Annotated in this window: 18 protein-coding genes, 1 pseudogene and 2 CRISPR repeat arrays; of the genes and pseudogenes, 5 read left to right on the plus strand and 14 right to left on the minus strand. The window is 67.3% G+C overall.

The window, feature by feature from the left end:
- Positions 1-198 precede the first annotated feature (198 nt).
- The 3 genes from J8N05_RS14710 to J8N05_RS14720 all read right to left on the minus strand — a co-directional run bounded on the left by J8N05_RS14710 (position 199) and on the right by J8N05_RS14720 (position 2347).
- Positions 199-1212 carry a hypothetical protein gene (locus J8N05_RS14710; RefSeq protein ID WP_210883130.1) on the minus strand — a complete coding sequence of 338 codons (1014 nt, stop codon included), beginning with the start codon at positions 1210-1212 and terminating at the stop codon, positions 199-201.
- A gap of 12 nt (positions 1213-1224) precedes the next feature.
- Positions 1225-1737, minus strand: coding sequence for a hypothetical protein (locus J8N05_RS14715; RefSeq protein ID WP_247706280.1), 513 nt, complete (start codon positions 1735-1737; stop codon positions 1225-1227).
- A gap of 259 nt (positions 1738-1996) precedes the next feature.
- Complete coding sequence (locus J8N05_RS14720) at positions 1997-2347, minus strand: hypothetical protein (protein WP_210883132.1); 351 nt, start codon at positions 2345-2347, stop codon at positions 1997-1999.
- 194 nt (positions 2348-2541) lie between these two features.
- Between J8N05_RS14720 and J8N05_RS14725 the strand changes: the two genes are divergently transcribed.
- From J8N05_RS14725 to J8N05_RS14735, 3 genes and pseudogenes are all read left to right on the plus strand, one after another.
- Positions 2542-3105, plus strand: a complete 564-nt coding sequence (locus J8N05_RS14725; RefSeq protein ID WP_210883133.1) for a hypothetical protein — start codon at positions 2542-2544, stop codon at positions 3103-3105.
- 437 nt (positions 3106-3542) lie between these two features.
- A complete protein-coding gene (locus J8N05_RS14730) occupies positions 3543-4331 on the plus strand; it encodes a calcium-binding protein (RefSeq protein WP_210883134.1) in 789 nt (262 codons plus the stop codon).
- A 164-nt stretch (positions 4332-4495) separates the two neighbouring features.
- Positions 4496-4708: pseudogene (locus J8N05_RS14735) on the plus strand (helix-turn-helix domain-containing protein); the annotation flags it as partial.
- Here the strand turns inward: J8N05_RS14735 and J8N05_RS14740 are convergent.
- The 3 genes from J8N05_RS14740 to J8N05_RS14750 form a co-directional block, all read right to left on the minus strand.
- The gene (locus J8N05_RS14740; protein ID WP_210883135.1) at positions 4704-4904 is read right to left on the minus strand and encodes a DUF6207 family protein; all 201 of its coding nucleotides are present in this window, start codon (positions 4902-4904) and stop codon (positions 4704-4706) included. The pseudogene J8N05_RS14735 and the gene J8N05_RS14740 overlap by 5 nt on opposite strands.
- A gap of 131 nt (positions 4905-5035) precedes the next feature.
- A complete protein-coding gene (locus tag J8N05_RS14745; RefSeq protein ID WP_210883136.1) occupies positions 5036-5692 on the minus strand; it encodes an HNH endonuclease family protein in 657 nt (218 codons plus the stop codon).
- A 173-nt stretch (positions 5693-5865) separates the two neighbouring features.
- Positions 5866-6036, minus strand: a complete 171-nt coding sequence (locus J8N05_RS14750; protein WP_210883137.1) for a hypothetical protein — start codon at positions 6034-6036, stop codon at positions 5866-5868.
- A gap of 730 nt (positions 6037-6766) precedes the next feature.
- Positions 6767-7832: direct repeats of the CRISPR family, unit length 29 nt; unit sequence CTGCTCCCCGCGCATGCGGGGATGGACCC.
- 94 nt (positions 7833-7926) lie between these two features.
- Between J8N05_RS14750 and J8N05_RS14755 the strand changes: the two genes are divergently transcribed.
- Both J8N05_RS14755 and J8N05_RS14760 read left to right on the plus strand, forming a co-directional pair.
- Entirely contained in the window at positions 7927-9237 is a 1311-nt protein-coding gene (locus J8N05_RS14755; RefSeq protein WP_210883138.1) for a helix-turn-helix domain-containing protein, read from the plus strand.
- A 38-nt stretch (positions 9238-9275) separates the two neighbouring features.
- Positions 9276-9959, plus strand: coding sequence for a PIN domain-containing protein (locus J8N05_RS14760; protein WP_210883139.1), 684 nt, complete (start codon positions 9276-9278; stop codon positions 9957-9959).
- A gap of 422 nt (positions 9960-10381) precedes the next feature.
- Here J8N05_RS14760 and cas2e read toward each other — a convergent pair whose 3' ends face one another.
- From cas2e to cas3, 8 genes are read right to left on the minus strand one after another with little or no spacing between them, the layout of a single operon-like run.
- Positions 10382-10732 carry a type I-E CRISPR-associated endoribonuclease Cas2e gene (gene cas2e / locus J8N05_RS14765; RefSeq protein ID WP_210883140.1) on the minus strand — a complete coding sequence of 117 codons (351 nt, stop codon included), beginning with the start codon at positions 10730-10732 and terminating at the stop codon, positions 10382-10384.
- Positions 10729-11688 (minus strand): type I-E CRISPR-associated endonuclease Cas1e, encoded by a 960-nt coding sequence (gene cas1e, locus J8N05_RS14770; protein WP_210883141.1) that lies wholly within the window; start codon positions 11686-11688, stop codon positions 10729-10731. The genes cas2e and cas1e overlap by 4 nt, the downstream gene beginning before the upstream one ends.
- Before the next feature lie 4 nt (positions 11689-11692).
- The gene (cas6e, locus tag J8N05_RS14775) at positions 11693-12454 is read right to left on the minus strand and encodes a type I-E CRISPR-associated protein Cas6/Cse3/CasE (protein WP_210883142.1); all 762 of its coding nucleotides are present in this window, start codon (positions 12452-12454) and stop codon (positions 11693-11695) included.
- Positions 12454-13206, minus strand: coding sequence for a type I-E CRISPR-associated protein Cas5/CasD (cas5e, locus tag J8N05_RS14780; RefSeq protein ID WP_210883143.1), 753 nt, complete (start codon positions 13204-13206; stop codon positions 12454-12456). Before cas5e ends, cas6e begins: the two co-directional genes overlap by 1 nt.
- Positions 13203-14402, minus strand: a complete 1200-nt coding sequence (gene cas7e, locus J8N05_RS14785) for a type I-E CRISPR-associated protein Cas7/Cse4/CasC (RefSeq protein ID WP_210883144.1) — start codon at positions 14400-14402, stop codon at positions 13203-13205. The genes cas5e and cas7e overlap by 4 nt, the downstream gene beginning before the upstream one ends.
- A complete protein-coding gene (gene casB, locus J8N05_RS14790; protein WP_210883145.1) occupies positions 14399-15103 on the minus strand; it encodes a type I-E CRISPR-associated protein Cse2/CasB in 705 nt (234 codons plus the stop codon). The genes cas7e and casB overlap by 4 nt, the downstream gene beginning before the upstream one ends.
- Positions 15100-16833, minus strand: coding sequence for a type I-E CRISPR-associated protein Cse1/CasA (casA, locus tag J8N05_RS14795; protein WP_407699908.1), 1734 nt, complete (start codon positions 16831-16833; stop codon positions 15100-15102). The genes casB and casA overlap by 4 nt, the downstream gene beginning before the upstream one ends.
- Positions 16826-19747 carry a CRISPR-associated helicase Cas3' gene (gene cas3 / locus J8N05_RS14800; protein WP_210883146.1) on the minus strand — a complete coding sequence of 974 codons (2922 nt, stop codon included), beginning with the start codon at positions 19745-19747 and terminating at the stop codon, positions 16826-16828. The genes casA and cas3 overlap by 8 nt, the downstream gene beginning before the upstream one ends.
- A 251-nt stretch (positions 19748-19998) precedes the next feature.
- Positions 19999-21614: a CRISPR direct-repeat array (repeat unit 29 nt; unit sequence CTGCTCCCCGCGCACGCGGGGATGGACCC).
- Positions 21615-21621: the final 7 nt, after the last annotated feature.

A 21621-nucleotide genomic window follows, 5' to 3' on the forward strand; every position in this document is an offset into this window, starting at 1 on the left:
GGCCTTCGGAGTGCACCGAAGCCACAGGCGATGGACGTACTTGCGGACCGCTCTGCTCCGCGCTCGGAGTGGCCGATCGCCGCGACGTGGGGGTGCTGTCAGCAGGCCTGCTCTCCGTACACCCAGCGGCCAGTACACACGCCGCCATCAGACACAGTGCCCGGACGATGCTCGATCCGGGCACCATTGCACCAGCCGTCACTGGGGGAAAGCTGCCATCTGCTTGCGCGCGGCAGCGACTTCCTTGCCGTGCTGCTCCTTGATGCCGGTCAGCTGGCTCTTGTTGTCGGCGATCTGCTTGTCCTGGATCGCGGTCTCCACGCCAGACCAGATCTTGACCAGATCCGTCTGCTTCTTGCAGTCGATGTCGTCGACCGCCAGCCCGATGGACTCCTGCGACGGCTTCTCATCGTTGGTGACACCCTGGTCCATCGCCTTGTACGGATCGGCAAGCCCTGTGTGTCCCTTGCCGTCCATACATGAAGACCATGCGGCGATGACCTGTACGACCTTCTCATCCTTCATCGACTGCACCAGGCTGTCCCCGGCGAACTGCGCCACGATGGTCGGGTCGGCTTCCTGCACGCCGAGTTGATCCTTGGACCAGCCGATGCAGCCGCCCGTCCTCAACTTCTTTCCGTTGTACTCCGCCCGAGCGGGCTTCGTCTGGCCGGGGCCGGTGACCGCGGATCCCGTCTTCAGTCCCTCGGGGGCCTGGGGCAGTTCGGGCTTGGTGTGGCCGGTCAGGACCTCGATCTCGACACCGGACAGATCACGCATGGTCTGCTCGGTGTGTTCCTGCAGCGCCGGGGGGAGCCCGTAGCCGTACTTCTCGGCCTCGGCCCGGTCGGTGATGCCGTAACGGCGTTCGATGTTGGCATCGTTGTCACTGGGAGGCGGGTTGGCGCCTGCCTGCGGCAGTGTCAGGTCGATGCCGTAGTCCTTCATACAGGACTGCTGGAGTTCTTTGGCTGCCTGCTCGACGGTGACCTGGTCCTCGTAGGAGGCCATGTACGACTCCAGCGGAAGGGTCAGATCCTTGGTCAGGCCATTCGTGGGTGTCTTCTCAGGCCAATTCTCCTTGTTCACAATCGGTTTGCCGTCGGCCACGTTCTCCGTGGTGTGCGCCTTCGTGCCGGAGGAGCAAGCGCTGACCAGGAGAGCTGAAGCGGTCAGGGCTATTGCGGTGGCGGTCCGTTTGATGTGTTTCATGGGACTTCCTTCTCAGCCGAAGTGGGAAGAGGCGTTGTTGTTCTTCAGGGCGGAGATCAGGTTGGTGATGTTGCAGTCCCCGTAGGGTCCGTTCGCCGCAAAATACTGAGAGGTGCCGCCGAAGCCGGAGTTGTAGTACACGCGGTAGTTGTCGTCTCGGGCGCAATTCTCCACAGATGCCGCATTGTTCTTCATGTACTGGCCGTTGCCATTGCCGCCGTTGCCGAAGACATACCGGTAAGTCGTCTGAGTCGATCCCTCGTACCGGCTCGTACCCCAGTGGTCGTCCACGTTGGCGTAGAACGACGTGAACGCCGACTTGTAGTAGCCATCCTGGATGGCAAGGTCCTTCGAGTTGTAGAAGAGCCGCAAATCACCGTACGAGCAGCTGATCCATGGAACATTGCAGTTGTCGGTGACGTTGTAGGTGGCCGCCTGGGCGGGTGTGGCGGTGGCCAGCACGGCCGCCGCGGTAACGGCGAACGCGCCTGCGGCGGTCTTCGCGCGTAGCGAGATGGGCCTCAAAAATTTTCCCTCCCCCGGTCCGGCGGCGCCGAAGGGCCGCCGGAAAGCTGATCAGGCGACTGGGTAGCCCGGTCGCCTGGCCCACGCGCCCCGTGTCGGCCGGACTCTGAGAATCCGGTGTGGAGGTTGCAGGTCGCCGGGAGGTTAACACGGCATGCTCATGACGTTCGATCATTTTCTTGCTGCTCGTTCGCAGAGAGGGCAGCCTGTCTTTACGCTGTTCACGCGCCTGTCACCGAGCGCGTGTCGCGGCGCTCGTTCAGACGCTCGTGGGGGTGTCATAGGCGCCGAGTTGGCCGGCGTACGGCGAGGCGACGGCCAGGTCTTTCTCACCGAAGTCGGTGAGCCGCATCCCATGCCTGTACCCAGAGGAAAGGGTGAACCGCTCCGGTCTGATGGAGGCCCCGGACTGTCCCGGACTGAGTGGAGCCGAGTTGCCAGGGGCTGCGAAGAACCCTTCGATGCCGGTGTCAGTGCTGAGTTGCTTGTGGGCCGACAGTTCCATGCCGCGATCCCAGGTCAGTGTGCCGTGTAGTCGAGGGTCCATGCGCGCATAGCTCTCGGCCAGAGCTGGAATGACTACGTTGGTGTGGCGGCTGGCGAGTTTCATGACGGTGAGAATCGTGTCTTTCGGTCGACCCGTGTGGCGACCTGGCTGACGACGCCCCCTCCTCCTACTGCCTCTACCTGCAGCACCTCGCTCAGGGCGACCTCCACGCCGCCGCCCTGTGGCAAGCCCAAGCCGGTGCCTATGCACCCGAGGACAGTGAGCCCGACCCCCACGAGGCTGCTCCGGCGCACGCCATGATGACCGCCGACGCCAGCTTCGCCACCGTGCTGCGCGTCCTGAGCCACCTCACCCTCACCACTCCGCGCGTGTACATCCCGGTGGCACAAGCCGTCATCGAATTCGTCGATACCGCCGTCGCCCTCGGTTACAACCGCCACCCCGACCTTGAACTGCCCGTGCCCGGGCAACACTTCGCGGAGCAACTGGAGATCATCATCGCGGCGGCGTCGGGCAGGCGCGAACCCGACCACGCCCCGGACACGGTGCTCGCCGGAGAACTGCCCAACCGGCCCGCCACGGACCGCTCCGCCGAACGCGTGCCCGTCCAGACAACAGCCCGGGGGCCAGAACATCTGCTGGTGGAAGTCACCGCAGCCGACTACGAACCCGCATCTGCGCACGTGTTCTTCAAAGGCGCGGCCGCTGTCTGCTGGAAGACAGCCACCGTCGCCGACCGTACGGACGAATCCGGCAATCGCATGGCCTACTACCTGAGCCGCTTTTGTACGCGGGCCGCTTCCGTGTTCTCTCCCTCACCGTCCGGACTGGGTTCACCCAGGCCTGCCTTCCCCCGGTAGACGAAGCGAAGAAAAGGAAAATGAGGCGAGGGCCATCGAGGACCGTGCAGGATGCATCACAGAGTGACAGTTGCATGCGCGCTGCTCGATGTCACCGGATGTGCGCGCGCTGCCAGGCTCGCCCATGTCGCGGAGCTGCGGACCGGCCGCGGTCCAGCGACAAGGAGCCTGACGCTGGTGCAGCATGCGCCCGGTCGCGGGTGGCGGACACCATGTTCAGGGGCGCGGGACCGCCGATGCACCACACCGGAGATCAGCCCTATCGCGGTGCCATCGCCAGGCGGGCGGGGAGAAGTTCGTCCTGGCAGCCGCATGATCGGGGGCAACCATTCGTGCGGCCTGATGGTCATGTTCGTGCCGCCCGTGTGCCGAGTGGGCATGGGCCGGCTCCGCCTCGGGAGATTCCTGAGGCCCTGCACCGTGGGGGAACCGCCTTCATGTATCACCGCATCACCGTGGGAAGCCTCGTCGGGGCCGTCGCCTTGTCCACGCTCATGATCCCGGCGACCGCGCAGGCGGATGACTCTTCGGGCGACATCCAGATTACGGACGTGGTCGTCAACGGAGGAAAGGACATCGTCCTGGGGACCACGGACGTGAAGACGTTCACCATCGCGGTGACCGCCACGGACGACTCGGGCATCAAGGTCGGCGACACCTTCCCGGTCCTGTGGCACACGCGTTTCCCGAACGGAGAGTCCTACGGTCTCGTGATCCCCGAGGACATCGCGGGCCGGTGCGCGAGCAAGGATTCCACCACGACGACCTGCACCTACACGCTGAAGATGAACCCGCGCATCGACCCCCAGGACAACACCACGGCCGGTACCTGGACCGTGAGAGCCCATGTCTTGGCCAACGACGGTGACTACCTCACCAAGGACTCCGCCGCCAAGGCGAAGGTCCTGCGCAACTCCAGACTGACGGTCAACGCCGCGCCGGAACCGGTGAAGAAGAACAAGACGATCACCGTCACGGGCGCGCTGACCCGCGCCAACTGGGAGACCTACAAGTACGCGGGCTACACCAAGCAGCCGGTGAAGCTCCAGTTCAAGAAGAAGGGCACCAGCACCTACACAACCCTCAAGACCGTCGCCACGGACAGCAAGGGCAACCTGAAGACGACGACGAAGGCCACGGCGGACGGCTACTTCCGCTACGCCTTCGCAGGCACGTCCACCACCCCGGCGGTCGCCTCTGCGGCCGACTACGTCGACGTGCAGTAGCCCCTCGGCAGGGTCATCCGTCTGCGCGCGGACGGATGAAGTGCCCGGCGGCAGAATCGGCTTCGAGGCAGCAGCAGGGTGACTTGTCAGCGGTGATCGCTGATCAGCCCGGCTCATCAGCGACGTCTGCTCCCTGCACACGCAGAGATGCACCCCACGACCGTGCGGACGGGGTCCGCAAAGGCTGGCCGTGGTGCCTTCCGCTGGAGGACCGGGCCCGGCTCGAAGCGTCGTACTGGCGCACAAGCCGGACCATGCGGCAGCTCGTCCCGCTGTTTGGGGTGTCCAAGTCGGCGGCGGACCGCATCATGGACCACCTCGGTCCGACGCTCGCCCTCCCGTCCCGCAAGTGGTTCGCGAATGACACGGTGCTCATTTCTGGTGCAGGTCGAGGAAGCAGCGCAGGCGTACGCCGGGCTCGCCGGGTTCCCTTGTGGTGCGGTCCGCGGGTGCGATGGCGCAGTGGGCGGCGAGCAGGTGCTGGAGGGCGAAGGCGGTGGCGTCGTCGGAGGTCGCGATTTCCACCACGGCCAGGCCGGGGCGGGCCACGTGTGCGTCGTTGATCGGTTTCATGCCCGGTACGACGTGCCGGCCGCGGTGCAGGGTTCTGCCGGCTGGGCGGGTTCACCCGACCGGGTCCGCCCGACCGCCGGTGCCCGCCGCCTGCCGTGAGCGGGGATCGGCGGGCCGGTCCGGGAACGTGCCTACGGGGCCGGCTGGTAGTCGACCGTCTCCTGCCCGCAGCCGGCGGCGAGTTCGGTGAGGGCGGAGCGTTCACGGTCGTCGACGGCCAGCTGCCAGCGCAACTTGGTGGCCACCCAGTCGGTGGAGTACGTGCAACGAGCGTCGGCGAGCGGGGGCTGCCAGTCGGCCGGATCCTGGTCGGCCTTGGAGCGGTTGCTGCGGGCGGTGACGGCCACCAGGGAGCGGTCGGCATCCAGGTCGTTGGCGTAGGCCTGCCGCCGGGCCGGCGTCCAGGCGCTGGCGCCGGAGTCCCAGGCTTCAGCGAGCGGAACCATGTGGTCGATGTCCAGGCCACCCGGCGCGGTGAGAGTGACACCGTCGTAGTAGGAATACCACTCGCCCGCGGTCACCTTGCAGCCTGCCTCGATGGCCGGCTCGCTGCGTGATTCGGCGATCAGCACTTCGGCGCGGGTGTTACACGAGTCCCGGTCGGCGTCGACCCAGTGCTTGAAACTGCTGCGCTGATAGCCGTCCCGGGATTCGTCTGCCGAGGGCAGCAGTTGCACGGCCTGGCCCAGCGGCAGGGGCGCCACCCGCGCTCCATGCGCGGAGGCGGGCGCGGTGGTCAGAGGGAACGCGAGCAGGAGGGCGGCAGCAGCCGCGATCTTCGAAAGCATGCCCCTTTGGTAACGGCCTGCAGCCGCGGCCCGCCCGGGCTTTGACCCACTGTCATCCGGGAGAGTGCATTGGTCGTACCGCACGCCACCATCCTGGACGGCCGCCGACCCAGTCGGCGATCGGCCGTGGGCTGCGTCTGCTGTCGAACGCGTGGCCGTAAGCCGGGTGTGAGTTAAAGACCGGCGAAGACGAGGACGACGTTGTGGCCTCCGAAACCGACCGAGACCGATAGCCAGGCGCCGGGCAGCAGGGAACGCTCGGTGGTGGGCAGGTCGAAGTAGATGGCGGGGCCCGGGTGGGCGCAGATCGACGTTGGGCGGCGCCGTGCGGTGTTCGACGGCAAAGACCGTCGGCACCTACAAGATCGGCAATCATGAATGGTGCACGTCCACGGTCCGCTGCCCCCTTGGAGGACGTGCTCTCCTCCAAGGCGCTACCTACCTCGTGACCGCTGGCTGCTCCTGTGAAGCCCGCGTTCTCCCCAGCCTGCCAGCCGGTACGGACACCCGGCTGACGATCTCGCGCTCGTCGGCACCAGCACTCATCTTCACCAGTGTCTTTGGTCGCTTGCCGATCCAGATCGAACCGCCGATGCCGATCCCGTAGGCAGTCGCAGAGTCGACCACCTTGATCGAGACGACTCTTGAACAAGAGTTGGCGGCTGAGGCGGGGGTCGTGTAGGGAAAAAGTGGCCCGATGTGACGTGTGCGAGACGCTAATCAGTCGACGTAGCGCTGAGCGTGTGGTGTGTTCGACGCTCCTGTGATTCACCACTGAAGTCACTGCGATGAGTCGAAGTTTCCCTGCCTGCGTGAATACCCGTCATCTCTCATACAGCCAAAGCGCGTGCCACAACCGGCATACGAGGTTAGTGCGTTGGCCGAGGAAGCCATTCCTGCGCAGTCAGCGTGGCAGTACACGACAAGCCGTATCATCCGCCGATGGTTCTGCCACCCGGCAGAGCCCGCTGCATACTGCGACGTGAGCGAGAATCCGTTATGGCCTGTTTGTCGGAATCGATGAAACTGCTCGGAAACCGAGCGGAGCGACGGTAAAGTCCCAGGTCACGCAGTCTGCTCCCCGCGCATGCGGGGATGGACCCTTGCAGCACAACTACAAGTTGAACTTAAAGCGCTGCTCCCCGCGCATGCGGGGATGGACCCACGCTCGCGGCCCGGGTGGAACGGATGCGGGACTGCTCCCCGCGCATGCGGGGATGGACCCACCAGGTAGGGCATCTCCCACCGGCCGGTGGACTGCTCCCCGCGCATGCGGGGATGGACCCTCCGCCTCGTAGTCGCGGTGCACGAGGGACGCCTGCTCCCCGCGCATGCGGGGATGGACCCTACGGGGCGCCGAAGGAGGAGAACCCGAATGGCTGCTCCCCGCGCATGCGGGGATGGACCCTCGGCCACGATCTGACCGGTCGACGGCATGCCCTGCTCCCCGCGCATGCGGGGATGGACCCTACCCGGACCGGGACTGGCGCTGGCAGGTCTACTGCTCCCCGCGCATGCGGGGATGGACCCACCGCCATCGCCATCACCGCGATCATCGCCGCCTGCTCCCCGCGCATGCGGGGATGGACCCGAAGCCCCGACCATCTTCATCGGGATCACCACCTGCTCCCCGCGCATGCGGGGATGGACCCAGGCCCCGGCCGGCAGCGGCCCGGATCTCCCGCTGCTCCCCGCGCATGCGGGGATGGACCCGAGTTGACGAAGGACGAGGCACAGACCCTCCTCTGCTCCCCGCGCATGCGGGGATGGACCCTCGATGCTCATGCCGATCCGGTCGGCGATGACCTGCTCCCCGCGCATGCGGGGATGGACCCATCACGATCCGCGACCTGACGGTCAAGGATCTCTGCTCCCCGCGCATGCGGGGATGGACCCGCGCCGAAGATTGCTGCGGGTACCCAGCCGTTCTACTCCCCGCGCATGAGGGGATGGACCCCACCCGGTTCCGCCCGGCCCGCGCACACAAGGCTGCTCCCCGCGCATGCGGGGATGGACCCGCCCTGCCCTCGCCCATGGGCGGGTACGCCGCCTGCTCCCCGCGCATGCGGGGATGGACCCCCGGTACGTCCAGGACGGCCTCCCGGTGCCGTCTGCTCCCCGCGCATGTGGGGATGGACCCGAGGCTGGCGTCCCGGTCGTCATCACCGACGTCTGCTCCCTGTGCATGCAGAGATGCCCCTCACCAGAGTCCGCCGAGCGGGCCAGGAGGCTTCATGCAGTCTCGTCGGGAACCCGTCGCGGCGGCCCCCACTTGTCAGACACGACTGGTAGACATACCACTGGCCATCCTGAATCAGGCCTGTAGAATTGATTCAAGAAGGAGGTGCTTTGTGGATCTACAGCTTGTGGGGGAGCGGATCCGCCGCGAACGTGAGCATGCTGGACTGAGCCAGCGTGATCTTGCTGCTCGCGCACACCTCTCCCAACCAACCTTGACCCGCATCGAGACTGGTGCCCGTGCCAATGTGACCCTTGCTGAACTGGATCGTCTCGCAGTCGCTCTGGATATTCCTGTGCGGCTGCTGACCTGCGGAAATCCTGTGCGAAGCAGAGTTCGGATCGCCGTGAGGATCAACGACGTCACAACGGGAGAGCGTGAAGACGCTCTTCGGCGCACTCTCCAAGTACTGGAGCTCGATGCACGACTGGACGGGCTAGGGCCCTCCACCGCACAGCAGCGCAAGTCGGACGGGTTCGTGCCCGTGCTTGACGAAGCGCTGTCGACGGAGCAGCAGGCCAGGGTCCTTGCTCAGCGCGTGCGAGCGGTTCTCCATCTCGATAGCGCACCCATCGCTGACGTAGATGACCTCATCGAGCAGCTCACTGGGGTAGACACCGCAGTGCTGGAGCTGCCGAAGACAATCGATGGATTCACTGCCACAGATCCAGAGCGCAGTACCACACTCATCGCTGTACGTGCCTGTGACGTCCCAGAACGTCAGCGCTTCAGCTTTGCCCATGAGCTCGGGCACCTCCTATGGGGCGACGGTGCCCAAGTCCATGAGCTCAGCGCCAAAAGGACGCCTGGAGAGCGTCGATGCGACGCATTTGCCCGCCACCTTTTGGCTCCACAGGAGGGGATTGCGGCATGGCTGTCCGCCGAGAAAATTTCCGCCAACTGTGTCAATGAACGAACCGCCGCGCTCCTAGCACGTCACTTCCGCGTCAGCTTCGCTGTCATGCTCATCCAGCTTGAGGAGATGTCGGTACTCACAGAAAAGGAGAAGAGGGAACTCTGGGGAACGACGGGAACCCAGCTAGCGCAGCGATACGGTTGGGGGCCTGCGTATAAGCAAGAACAGCGAGCGGCCCAAGCGGTAAGAGCACCAAGGCGTATCCTGGAGCGCGCAGTCGAGGCGTACCGGCAGAATATGATCGGAGTTCGCGCTTTGGCTATGCTTGAGGGGCACAGTCCGGAAGAAGCCGAGAGTAGACTCAGGGAAGCCGGCATAGTTCCTAACCCTCCGACCCCGAAGCGTGCCAACCTCTCACGGCTGGTAGCTCGGGGGCTGGCAAAGGAATAGTGCAGTAGCGTCGGCGAAGACGTTGAAGGGGTGGGGGATTGCCCAAGGAGCAGACAGAAGCGTCCTGCGATGATGCTTCTTCGATAGAGGAACAAGAACCGGTCTGTATCCTTGACGCCGTTATCTGTGTGCATTTTGTCGGCGCGAACCTTCAACGCCTTCTAGTGGAAGTGCTACAGAGAGCCGACCTGGTACTTCTGGTTCCGCAGGAAGTCTGCGACGAAGTTGCAAGAAAGGACCGGAAGTACCGGGGGCTCAAACTTCGGTGGACGCGCTTCACGAACAGTCAGTGCGTAGAAGTCCTTCCGGCACTCGAAGCCCAGTCGGCACCAAAGCGCGTGGTTGAAGTTTTTGTGGAAATGCGAGGACGCCAACTCGAAGACGCCCTTCGAGAGTCGAAGGATCTCGGGGAAGCCGTGGTAGTAGCGCACGGGGTGCACTACCAGGACCAGGGACGTGAGGTCTTCGTAGCTATTGACGACCAAGGTGGCCAAGCGCTCGCCGCGGGACGTGATCTCGAAGTCATCACCGTAGAAGACGTTCTAGAGATGGCTATTCAATTCGGTAAATTTCCCACCGAAGGCGATCTAAAAGTAACTTACGAAAAACTTCGAAAATTTGGTGATGGGCTGCCATCCTACAGCAGTACAACGCTGGCAAATGCTTTCGGTAAGTGGCGAGCTGGACGCATTAGGGAGCAACGGGAAATATCCGTTCCCTGATAAGGCCCCGTTTGGACCCAGGTGCGGATCAATCTGAGGTGATCTCGAAAATTCCAAACGGCGCTGACAGGGGTGATTGGGGGCCTTGAAGCCGTCATGTAAATCCTCCAGCGCGCCGCCCAACTCGCTGATCTCGGGGACCGGCTCGGCACGCCAATGGGAATCCTGGGCGCGTGCTTTCTCCATCTCGTGGTAGAGGCCTGACAGGTACTTGAGAGTCTCGGAACTCCCTTCTGTCGGACATGTGTCGCCATGCATCCCGTACATGTCGTCCGGCATCAACGGAGGCAGGCGGCTGCCGCGGGGTCCATCCCCGCGTGCGTGGGGAGCCGGCTTCGTGACCTGCGTGTTTACCGTAGGCCAGCTCGGTTTCTGAGCGCTTTCACGAATCCAGCAATTTTCTTAAAAGGTATTATTCTCATCTATTTTTTGCCGAATCGGCGGCGCTTCGATGCTTTGCTCCAGCCGGGTGGGGGTTCGCTGTTCTGGGGTGGGGTGTTGTTGTTCGGGCGTCGGATGAGGGTGAGGCCTTCGTGGTCGGTGGGGTGCCAGGCGTGGTCGTGGGTGCGGAAGGTGAAGCCCTGTTCGTTGTTGGTGGTGTGGGCGAGTAGGGCGCGGCCTTGGCCGGCGTATTGCTGGACTTCGTTCCACAGGGCGTCGCGGATTCTTGCTGACGGGTTGCCGATGAAGACGCCTGCGGAGATTTCCAGGAGCCAGCGGGTCAGGAATCCGCGGAGGCCGGGCGGGCAGTTGGTGAGGACGATGACGGTCACCAGATGACTGCTTCGTCGGCGTCACCGTAGTTCCGTCCGGCGGCGACTTCGTGGCCGCCATCGGTCTGGAGCGTGACGCGGTCTTCGTCGCTGTGCCTGCTGCGGCTCGTGTCGTTCGGTAGGAGGAGGTGTTTGATGTCGTTGACGCAGCGGTTCAGCAGCCCGGTGTCGTTGATGCGGTCCCGTAGGGCGCGGCGGGTGCGGGGGCCGACGTCCTCGTCCGCTTCGGCCGCGATGTCGAAGGCGAGGGGAATGCCGGTCTCGGTTTTGTAGAGGTCGGCGATATCCAGGACGAAGGAGAGCTCGTGGCCGGAGTGGACGAAGCCGAGTCCGGGGCTGCAGCCCAGGGAGGTGACGACGGCGTGGGCGATGCCGTACATGCACTGGGCGGCGGCGGTGATGGCCTGGTTGACGGGGTCGCCGCTGGTGAAGTCGCCGGGGGTGTACTTCCTGCCTGACCAGCGGACGCCGGTGCGGGCGGCCTGGGTGCGGTAGCAGTCTTTGACGCGGTCGCCTTCACGGCCGAGCAGCTGTTGGCGGGTCAGGCCGTCCGGATCTTCGTCGGGGAAGCGCAGCCGGTACATGGCGCGGGCGACGGCGAGGCGGCTGCGCATGTTGGCCCACCTGGTGGCCTGGGCTTCGAGGAGAGCGGCGGAGCGGCTGAGCGCTCTGCCGCCGGCGTAGTAGCGGACGCCGTGTTCGCCGACCCAGACGACGCCTGCGCCGGTTTCGCCGAGGACGCTCATGGCCTGGTGGGTGATGCGGGTGCCGGGGCCGAGGAGGAGGGTGCCGATGGTGGCGGAGGGGATGTGGGTGGTGCCGTCGGCGTCTTCGGCGGTGATGGCGTTGGCGTCCCGGTGGATGGTGCAGCGTTCCAGGTAGATGAAGGAGAGACGTTCTGCGGTGCGGGTGAGGTGGCGTGGGGTGAGTGCGGTGCGTTTGCCGACGGTTGTCACGGGTTCACTCGGTCGTGGGCAGCGGGGCGAGGGTCATCAGGCCGCAGCCGTAGGCCTTCGCCTTGCCGAGGCCCTGCGTGAGGGTGCGGCGCAGTGCCTCGGCGTCGGTGACTTCGAGGCGGCCGTCGAAGGTGGCGGTCACCACCGTCACGCGGTGCCGTTGCGGGCCGGCTTCGTCGGATTTGAAGAAGGCCAGGGAGCGTGGCTCACGGACGGTCAGCTCGTGCCGGTCACCGTGGTGGATGTGGCCCTGGTGTGTCGTGCCGCCGGGCAGGAGCCGGTTCTCGTCGCTCTTCTCCACGACTCGGAAGCCTGAGCGTTCTTGGCGGTCGAGGAGCCATGCCTTCTGGTGGACGGGGGTGCGGTGGGCGGTGCGCTTGGTCGGTTCGCCGTCTTTGCGGCGAATGTGGTGGACCGGGTTGGCGGTGAGCCGGAACGCCCAGGTGCCGCCTTTGGTGAGGCGTTCGAGGAACGGGGCGTAGGGGCGGGTCTGCCAGCCGGGTGTGTCGGGGTCGAGGGCGGCGGCCGGCCAGCCGGCCTGTTCGACGAGGTGAGTCAGGTCGGGCCGCTCGGGGCTGACGATGTACAGGAAGACTTCGGCGCGCGCGTTGTGGTCAAGGCGCCACAGCACTCTGGGCCCGTCGGTTGTGGTCGGCAGCAGGCCAGGGAAGGACGACATGGCCGCGGCGTGCAGCGACTGGGGTGAGGAGAGCAGCCGGCGGGCGCCCGGGCGCCCGGTGTTCACGCGGAAACGGGTCAGATACATCAGGCGGTCTCCTCCTCCAGTCCACCGAGCGGGTCATGGTGCGGCACGGTGTGCCCGGACGCGGGCAGGCGGGTGGCCCGTGCCAGTGGGTTGGGGACGTTCACGATCGTGCTGAGCACGGTGCGCAGGGTATGCCGGCGGTGTTCGGCGGCGAAGCTGAGCGGCTGGTCACGCAGTACGTCCTCGTCCCCGTCGCGTTCGGCGCTGGTGGCCTCCCGCAGGATCACCAGTGTCACCGTGGGCTGGTCGCGGTGGCGTTTTTGGTGCCAGGCGGACGCCTGCCAGGGCTCGTTGCGCAGCGCCTGGTCGAGACTGATGTCGGGGTGGACGCCAAGTTCGACCGGGAGGGAGGGCGGGCAGGAACGCCGGCCGAGGTAGGGCGGGTAGACCGGCGCGCGCAGGGCTGTGTGGAGTGCGGTGAGGAGCGTGTGGTCGCCTTCGAGGGCGGCGACGAAGACGGCATCGGCGAGGTAGAAGCGTTCGGAGAGCGGCATGGACTTGCCGGTGACCGCGTGGTGGGCGGTCTGGAAGTCCCGTATGCGCGTGCCTGGCTGGTCGATGCGGACGCCGAAGCGCAGGGCGCTCAACGGTGCGAGCCCGGCGTCGTCGCCGCGTTGGAGACCTTGAGCGGCGGCCAGCATGCCGATCACCCCGCTCTTGGTCGGGGCCGCCTCGGTGGTGCGGCGGATGAAGCGGGCGGAGGCCCCCCAGGCTTGCAGGGGGCCGGCCAGCCGCAGGGTGAGCACGCTCATGCGGACTGTTCCATGCGGTCGGCGACCGCTTCGCCGACCGACTTGACGAGCGCGGTAAGACTGCCGGCTTCCGTGCCGATTCCTGCGAGCTTCTTGGTGTTCGGGCCGACGCGCAGCACCCAGGTCAGGGTCGACTCCCCGTCGCCGTAAGCCCGTTCGATGTCGGGGATGTAGTTGGCCAGGCGCGCGGATGCCTCCCGCAGATGTCCGCTTCCCTGTTCGGCGGATACGGGCTCTTCGAAGGCCGCGACGAAACTGATGGGGCGGGTGGTGCGGAGCTTGATGACGACCGCGTCGGGGAGGGTGTGGTTGCCGAAGGTGTTGATCTTCCCGGTGGGCAGGGAGGCGACGAAGCCGTGCAGGAACGCTTCGACCGCTCGGCGTACCGGGGTGATGCGGGGTTCGTCCGCGCGCAGTCCTTCGCCGAGGTTGGCGGCGAGCTGGTGGACGCCGAGCGCGGCGTAGCGGTAGAGGGTGGCGGAGTTGAAGTCGACGGTGCCAATCATTCCGGCTCCGGGTTCCGCGTCGGTGTTGCGGTCGTCGACGGCCGTGTAGTAGTCGGATTCGTTGTCCACCCGGTGCACGCTGATCGCGTGGGCGACCTGGACGGCTGCATCGACGTTGATGTCGGCGGAGTCGGCGACCATGCGGCCGAACAGGGCGATGTCGACGGAGTGACGGGTGTCGGCGATCTGCTTGGCGCGGGCCTTGTTGTCCTTGTCCTTCAGGAACTTCTTGATGTCGGCGGCGCCTTCGACGGCGAGCGCGGCGAGACCGTCGAGCTGCCGGGCGCTGAGGAACATCAGGTACTTGGACTGGGGCGCTGATTCTTCCGCTCCGTCTTTCTCCTCGCCGGCCTTCCGCTTGGGTACCTCGATCTTGGAGCCCGTTGCCCCTTGGATCATCTCGGCGGCGAGCAGGAGAGCCTCAGCATCCTTCAGTGACGGTTCCAGCGCGGTGATGCGGGTGGCGAGGACTTCGGCGACCTTCTTCGTGCGTACTCCCAGCTCGCTAGGGTCCAGGAGGTGCTCGTCGCCGAAGTATGAGCGGGTGGCACGCTTCCACGCCTGGCTGGAGACACGGGCTCGGGGCACCCCGCCGTACACGGCGGACTTCGGCGCGCCTGTGTCGTCGCGGTTCAGGTTGCTGGGAGGGACGGTCTGCAGGGCGTGCACATCGAGGAAGATGCGGTTCACGAGGCGTCCTTGTCGGTGGTGTCGTCGGAGAGGCGCGAAGCGTCGGACCCGCTGTCATCGAGGTCGGGGTCGGGCTCGTTGTCGGGGGCGCGGTAGGCGTGGAACGAGCGGCCCCAGGCGCGGCGTACGGCGTCTTGGCCGCCGGGCTGCTGCCAGCGGTAGAGCTGCTCGGCGAGCAGCGCGTAGTCGAGCGCGATGTCGTTGCCGCGCAGCAGGAGGACGAGGTCGCGCAGCCGCTGGGCGAGGGAGGGGAGATCCGGTGCGGTGCCGGCGCGGACCAGGCGTTTGCGGACCGGCTCGGCGATCTCGTCCTTCGGCATCAGTGCCCGCACGGCTGCGCCCAGGCCCGTTGGCTTGTCCCGGCGGTCGCGCTGGTGCATTGCCGTTCTGCGGGACTGCTGGTGCAGGGCCCACAGGGTGAGGGCGACATGGATGGCGTCCTCCGCGCGGGTCAGTTCGTCCTCGTTCAGGGGACGGCTGCCGTTGTGTGGTTTGTCGTGGAGCGGGCCGGTGTCGGCCAGGCCCCACAGGTCCGGTACCTGTTCGTACTTCTTGCCCGCTCCGCGGCGCAGCCTGGCCAATGCCGCCACCGCATGGGCCTGGTCCTTGAGATAGCCCTGTTGAAGCGGGGCGATGATCTCGCCGGTGATCTGTCCGACCCGTTGCCGGATGGTCGGCACGGTGGCGGTGTCGGTGGTCATGCGGGCTCCTTCGCAGCAGAGGAGTCAGAGCCGGGCGCGGGGTCGGAACCGGCTTCCCGGTCGGAGAACGGATGACTCAGGGCTTTGTTGAGACGACTGCGGAACCACTGGTCGGCGAGCGCGGAGTTCAGCCACAGGGAGCCCTTCTTCGCTGCGACGGTCCGGCCTTCCCACGCGGCCGCGCCCGCCTGCGCCAACTGCTGCTCGCCCAGCTGTGCGATCAGGCGATGCGCGTCCCGCTGCCAGACCTTGCGCCGCTCGTACGGGTCGTCGGCTTGGGCGAGGTCCTGGAGCCAGGTGCGGTAGGGGCCGTCGAGTACGGCGAAACCGAGATCGCGAGTGGTACCTCGGAGGGGGTCCGAGTCGATGCCTGCGGCGCGGGCCAGGTCGGTTGCGAGGTCACCGAGGGCGGTGACGGCGCCTTCCGCGTCGGAGACCGCGTCGATGGCCTGCTGCGCGTACGCGCGGTCTTGCTGGTGGAGGAGCCTGACCGCCAGGGCGAGACGGTCGTCAGCGATCTCGTCGATCACGGACTGCTGGGTGCCGTAGAGAGGGCCGATGATACGAGCCCGGATGAGGAAGCCGCGCGGCAGCTCTCCCTCGGTCACCAGCCGGGCCACCCATTCGAGGACACCCGGCCGCAGCCCCTGCGCGGCCTCGGAACCCTGAGCGCTGTCCGTGCGGTTGACGATCAAAGCAGCAAGCCCTCGCCATGCGGACCGTGCGGGGTCGTGCTCGCGCGGCAGGTAGACCAGTGACTCACCGCGTTTCTTCTCCTGCGCGGGACTGCGCCGCCATGCGGTCATCGGCTCGTGGGTGTGCATGTTGTGCGCGGTGAGCGGGTCACCGTAACCGAGGACGACGCCATGCGCTCCGTCCGCGTCGAAGTGGAGCCGCAGCCTCCGCGTCTGCCAGGTGTACAAGTCCCGCACCCCTGAGGGGTGCCGCGCTCCGGCGGTGCCGGGACCTGATGGTTCTCTGCGCCAGGCGGGGCGGTCATCGGGGTCGGACCGCAGGCCGGTGGTGTCCGCGGCGATCAGGTTCAGCAGCAGGGTTTCCCGCAGGGTGCTGCCTTCGGCGAAGACCCCGCCGAGCGTGCCGGCCCAGCCGACCCCCAGCGGATACACCTTGCCGCCCTTGGCGCGGTCGTCGCCGTCGACGCCGGTCTTGATGCCGGAGGTGTCGTAGGCGTGTGTGTGGACGATCCAGCGGGCGGCCTCGGCGAAGCCGAGACGGTCGACGGCCGGCTGACGGGAGCTGAAGAAGGGCTCGCCGTTCGGGACGTCGGCGACGATCCGGTTGAGGGAGAAGACTTCGTCCCGCGCCGTGCGCAGGCCCGCGACCTGGAAGAACGGTGTCACCGGGTGCAGCAGGTCGAACCGGTCGCGGTGCTGGGCAAGGTATGCGGGAACGGGTGCGAAGCAATCGTCATCGGCCCACAGGTCCGACCAGTGCTCGATGTCCCGCGGCCCGTCGAGAGCATCATGGGCGATGGCGAGAAGCAGGCGCAGGAGGGCGAACTCCTGCGTGGGCAGGTCCCCGACGATTCGGCGCAGTCCGTCGGCCTGGGCGAAGACCTCGTGCAGGGAGAGCTCAGTTTGGGTGCCGTCCAGTTGCTGGACCGGTATCCACGGCCGGGTGGTCAGATCGAACGACACCCGGGACGGCGCCTCGGACACCAACTCGTCTTCTACCGTGCGCGCGGTGCTCGCCGTGCTTGCTTCAGTCACTGCTCACCTCAAGGCCGTCCCGTTGGCTGTAGTGGAGTGAGAAGCCTGCCAGGCGGGTCTGACAATCGGCGTCGAGCGTGAGAATCAGCTGGCCGGCGAGCCAGGGGCTGTCCTTCGCCTGCCAGGCAGGCACGTAGAGTTTTTCGAGTTCTGTGATCGCCCGGTCCATCACGTCGCCGTACGAGAACTGGATGGGCAGCCGCAGCCCGCACCCGGCAGCTGCCCGGGCTGCCTTCGGCGACGGGACCCGGTCCAGGGGCAGTTCCAGCCCGCCCCTGCCCTTGTCCAGCCACGGCACCGTGGCCAACGACCCGTCCAAGTGGCGCTGTACGACGACGACTTCCAGGCTCTCCTTGCTGTCCCGGACCTGGGCCCTGCCCGCACGGGTGTCGTCCGCGTCACCCGCCCCGGCCGCGATCCAGCCGATGAGCGGCCGCCCTGGCCTTTGGACGTCGCCGAGGCGGAACACCTGGGCGCGCTCCGCCTGATCCGTGCGGTGCCGCTCCTGCTGCTCAAGCGCCTTCGTCATCGCCTCGGCCCAGCCCTCGGGGCCGATCAGCCCGCCCCCGTACGCTTCCTGCACCAGCGCGCTGATGTCGCGGGGCAGTTGCACCGGTCGGCGCGCACCCTCAAGGTGCGGCAGCAGCACGGCCGCCGAGCGCAGCAGCGCGTACGCCCCGTACACGGCGACCGAGCCCCGCACCGGCGTCGGCACCTCGCTACCCCAATCCACACCGGTCACCAGGCAGCGGGCCGCGCGCAATCCCTCGGGCCGGTGTTCCTGCTTCGCGCCCCGTTGGTGGCGGTGGAGGCGTCCCATGCGCTGGAGCAGCAGGTCGACCGGGCACAGGTCGGTGACGAGCAGGTCGAAGTCGACATCGAGGGACTGTTCAGCCACCTGGCTGGCGACCACGATGTGCTTGACCGGGCGACGGTCTCCCGCCTTCCCGGGCGGGCCGAAGCGGACCAGCAGGTCGGCATCCTTGGCCGCCCGGTCGACGTCGAGGAAGCACGAGTGCGCGACGGTCACCTGCTCGTCACCGAACCGCTCGCGCAGCACCCGGGCGGTGTCCAGGACCCGCCGGACGGTATTACGAACCACCAGGACACAGCCCCCGCCGTCGAGTTCGGCAGCCAGCCGGTCGGCCAGGACATCCAGATCGTCATCGAGAGGCTCGACGCGGACGGCACCACCTCGCGCGGAAGCCGCGGGGCGCTCCATCACGGGGGGCCGCCCGGCCGCAACGGCGGTCAGCAGGGGATAGGCGTCGGCCTGCGCCACTGCCTCGAACTCCGCGGCAACCGCGCCCGAGCTGGCCACGGTGACCGCTCCCGCGTATGCCTCCGCGAGCTGACGGCGCCGGGCCGCGGGCAGCGTCGCGGACAGCACCACCACCGGAACCCGGTAGGCACCCAGCCACGACAGCACCCGGTCCAGATAGACGCTCATGTACGTGTCGTACGCGTGCGCCTCGTCGATCACGACGACCTTGCCCGCGACCGCCAGATGGCGCAGCGCCAGGTGCCGGCTCTTCAGCCCGGCGAACAGCAGTTGATCGACGGTCCCCGCGACGAACGACGACAGCATCGCCTTCTTGCGACCCCGCAGCCACTCGTGCGCGACCAACTCCGCCGGCGCGGAACGCTTTTCGTGCCCCGGCCGCCACTCGGATATCTCGGCGTCCGTATCCACGGCGGTGATCTGCTGCCGGCTCTCCCGCATCAGACCGGCGTACTCGTCGTTGAGGGCAGCCTTGGAGTGCGCCAGCAGAACGGACAGCCGGGCGCCCTCCTCGAAGGGCAGCCGCTCCAGCCAGTCCAGCAGACGGGGAAACATCGCGTTGCCGGTAGCCATGGTCGGCAACGCGAGAAGCACACCGCCCGCGCCGGAGCGAGCCGCGAAAATCTCAGCAACGGCCAGCGCAGCCTCCGTCTTCCCCTCACCCATCGGCGCCTCGATCACCATCAGACCCGGCGCGGGCATCGAGCGGGCCAACCGGACCGCCGCCTCCTGCACAGGCCGGACCTCCGCCCCCGGCGGCAGATCGAAACGGGACGCGAAAACCTCCGCTACGTCCCCGGCCGGCTCGACGGGCCGCCAGGGCGGCGGCAGGCTCAGCCCCCGCCAGGCAGCGGCCATCCGCTCCTGGCCCGTACGGTGGATCTCCTGCGGAAAATACGGAAACAGCTCGGGATTGCTGGCAATCCAGTCGGCCACGATCACCAGAGCCGTCAGCAGCACCTGAACCGGCTGCGGCAACTTCACCGCCCCCCAGGCCTCCAGGCGCTCCCGTACGCCGTATTCGTCGGCGCACGCGTCGAGCAACTCGTCCTGCACCCGCTGCCACACCGCGCGGCTGGGGCCGGAGGTACGCAGCAGATGCGGGCGGTCATCCAGCTCCTTGATCTGCCCATGCTCCGGAGGCACCCCGTGATGGCCACCCGGCACGATGCCGAACTGCCCGGACTGCTTCCGCGTCCAGCCATAACGCTCTTCGAGCCACTCACCGAGCAGCACCTGCCCTGCCAGACTGTGCGGGGCCAGCTTGCGGTCGGCGCCGAACTGCCGCCGGGTGGGCATCTCCAGGCCCTCCCGACGCATCCGGTCGGCGAGCTGATCCACCTGACAGGCGAAAGCGGGAGTCGCCTTGCCGATGTCGTGAACGACCGCCAGCCACACCGCGAGAAGCCGGGCGTCCTCCTCCCCGCCGGGCAACGCCTCGGCCACCAGAGCCCGCACGTTCGAGGACACCCAGCGATCCCACAACAGCCCGGCCACGGAGCCGCTGTCCTCCATATGACACCACAGCGGCAACCAGCCCTCGGTATCCCGATCGTGCTTGGCCCACACGCCCCGCACCGGTCCCGACAACCGCCCGCTCAGCCCCGACCGGAGCTCCCCTCCACCCGTCATCCCTGATGCATACAGCCAAAGTGCAGGCCACAACCGGCATACGAGGAAAATCCATTGACCGAGGAAGCCATTCCTGCGCAATCAGCGTGCCCGCACACGACAAGCCGTACCATCCGCCGATGGCTCTTCCACCGGGTAGAGCCCGCTGCACACTAAGACCTCAACGGTCCTCCGTTATGACCTGTTTGTCCGAATCGATGAAACTGCTCGGAAACCGAGCGGAGCGACGGTAAAGTCCCAGGTCACGCAGCCTGCTCCCCGCGCACGCGGGGATGGACCCAGCTCCGGGTCCTGCATCGGCTCCAAGACGTTCTGCTCCCCGCGCACGCGGGGATGGACCCATCCGCCGCAGTAGGACGTGTTGTCCTACCTCACTGCTCCCCGCGCACGCGGGGATGGACCCATCCAGGGCGACGGCGGGAAGGACAAGCCGTCCTGCTCCCCGCGCACGCGGGGATGGACCCAACGAGCACGGCATCGCCGAAGCCAAAGCGATCTGCTCCCCGCGCACGCGGGGATGGACCCGCCCCGCTCGGCTCCTGGGCGCTCGGGGACCGCTGCTCCCCGCGCACGCGGGGATGGACCCTCGAATTCGATCAGACCGCAAGGAGCGCCGCACTGCTCCCCGCGCACGCGGGGATGGACCCCCCGCCAGGGCGACCAGGCACTTCGCGCACGTCTGCTCCCCGCGCACGCGGGGATGGACCCTCGGGCGCCGTGGCGTACGCGATGGGCCGGGACTGCTCCCCGCGCACGCGGGGATGGACCCAGTCGGGCCGGGTCTCCTGTGTGAGAGGAGACCTGCTCCCCGCGCACGCGGGGATGGACCCGGCACACGGGTGACCGGCGGGAGGCACAGCAGCTGCTCCCCGCGCACGCGGGGATGGACCCCGGTAGTCCTCGTGCGCGAACGCCTCGTCGATCTGCTCCCCGCGCACGCGGGGATGGACCCGCGCAGGTCCCCCACCCACCACGCCTCCTCGCCTGCTCCCCGCGCACGCGGGGATGGACCCGCACCGCCTTCACGGTGATCGCCTCAGCGAACCTGCTCCCCGCGCACGCGGGGATGGACCCGACGGCGACGACGTCGCCTACCCGGTATGGACCTGCTCCCCGCGCACGCGGGGATGGACCCTGCACCGCCCAGCCTCCGGCCAGGAACGGGTTCTGCTCCCCGCGCACGCGGGGATGGACCCGATTCGTTGCAGCTGTGTGCGGTGATCGCATGCTGCTCCCCGCGCACGCGGGGATGGACCCATCAGCCCCGTCCTCGATCACGAGACGGAGGTCTGCTCCCCGCGCACGCGGGGATGGACCGCACATGGGGATCGGGAAGGAACACGCCAAGTCCTGCTCCCCGCGCACGCGGGGATGGACCCATCTGGCCGGGCGCCACAAGCAGACCCGGTTCCTGCTCCCCGCGCACGCGGGGATGGACCCTGTGCTGCGTCGATCGCGGCGAAGTGGATGAACTGCTCCCCGCGCACGCGGGGATGGACCCCGGGCCGGGGTCATCGCGGCCACCGCTCCCGTCTGCTCCCCGCGTACGCGGGGATGGACCCGACGGGGCGGACGTCGTCCAGTTCCCCGAGGCCTGCTCCCCGCGCACGCGGGGATGGACCCATGACGGCGTCCGCGGCGAACACCAAGCAGTCCTGCTCCCCGTGCACGCGGGGATGGACCCTTCGCCTCGCGCCCGGGCGCGTGCTCGAAGTCCTGCTCCCCGTGCACGCGGGGATGGACCCGACACACCGCCAGCGGGGACCGCGGCGAAGAACTGCTGCCCGCGCACGCGGGGATGGACCCGGCGCGGTGCACGAGGGCTTGTGCATGTGCGACTGCTCCCTGCGCATGCGGGGATGGACCTGAGGCAG

Source organism: Streptomyces liliiviolaceus (genome assembly GCF_018070025.1).
GTDB lineage: Bacteria > Actinomycetota > Actinomycetes > Streptomycetales > Streptomycetaceae > Streptomyces > Streptomyces liliiviolaceus.

What these genes read in the sequence shown, in the direction of transcription:
- cas3 (WP_210883146.1), bottom strand. Translation starts at nt 19,747, where the DNA reads ATGACGGGTGGAGGGGAGCTCCGGTCGGGGCTGAGCGGGCGGTTGTCG.
- J8N05_RS14720 (WP_210883132.1), bottom strand. Translation starts at nt 2,347, where the DNA reads ATGAAACTCGCCAGCCGCCACACCAACGTAGTCATTCCAGCTCTGGCC.
- cas5e (WP_210883143.1), bottom strand. Translation starts at nt 13,206, where the DNA reads ATGAGCGTGCTCACCCTGCGGCTGGCCGGCCCCCTGCAAGCCTGGGGG.
- J8N05_RS14740 (WP_210883135.1), bottom strand. Translation starts at nt 4,904, where the DNA reads ATGAAACCGATCAACGACGCACACGTGGCCCGCCCCGGCCTGGCCGTG.
- cas6e (WP_210883142.1), bottom strand. Translation starts at nt 12,454, where the DNA reads ATGTATCTGACCCGTTTCCGCGTGAACACCGGGCGCCCGGGCGCCCGC.
- J8N05_RS14745 (WP_210883136.1), bottom strand. Translation starts at nt 5,692, where the DNA reads ATGCTTTCGAAGATCGCGGCTGCTGCCGCCCTCCTGCTCGCGTTCCCT.
- J8N05_RS14725 (WP_210883133.1), top strand. Translation starts at nt 2,542, where the DNA reads ATGATGACCGCCGACGCCAGCTTCGCCACCGTGCTGCGCGTCCTGAGC.
- casB (WP_210883145.1), bottom strand. Translation starts at nt 15,103, where the DNA reads ATGACCACCGACACCGCCACCGTGCCGACCATCCGGCAACGGGTCGGA.
- J8N05_RS14710 (WP_210883130.1), bottom strand. Translation starts at nt 1,212, where the DNA reads ATGAAACACATCAAACGGACCGCCACCGCAATAGCCCTGACCGCTTCA.
- J8N05_RS14730 (WP_210883134.1), top strand. Translation starts at nt 3,543, where the DNA reads ATGTATCACCGCATCACCGTGGGAAGCCTCGTCGGGGCCGTCGCCTTG.
- J8N05_RS14755 (WP_210883138.1), top strand. Translation starts at nt 7,927, where the DNA reads ATGCAGTCTCGTCGGGAACCCGTCGCGGCGGCCCCCACTTGTCAGACA.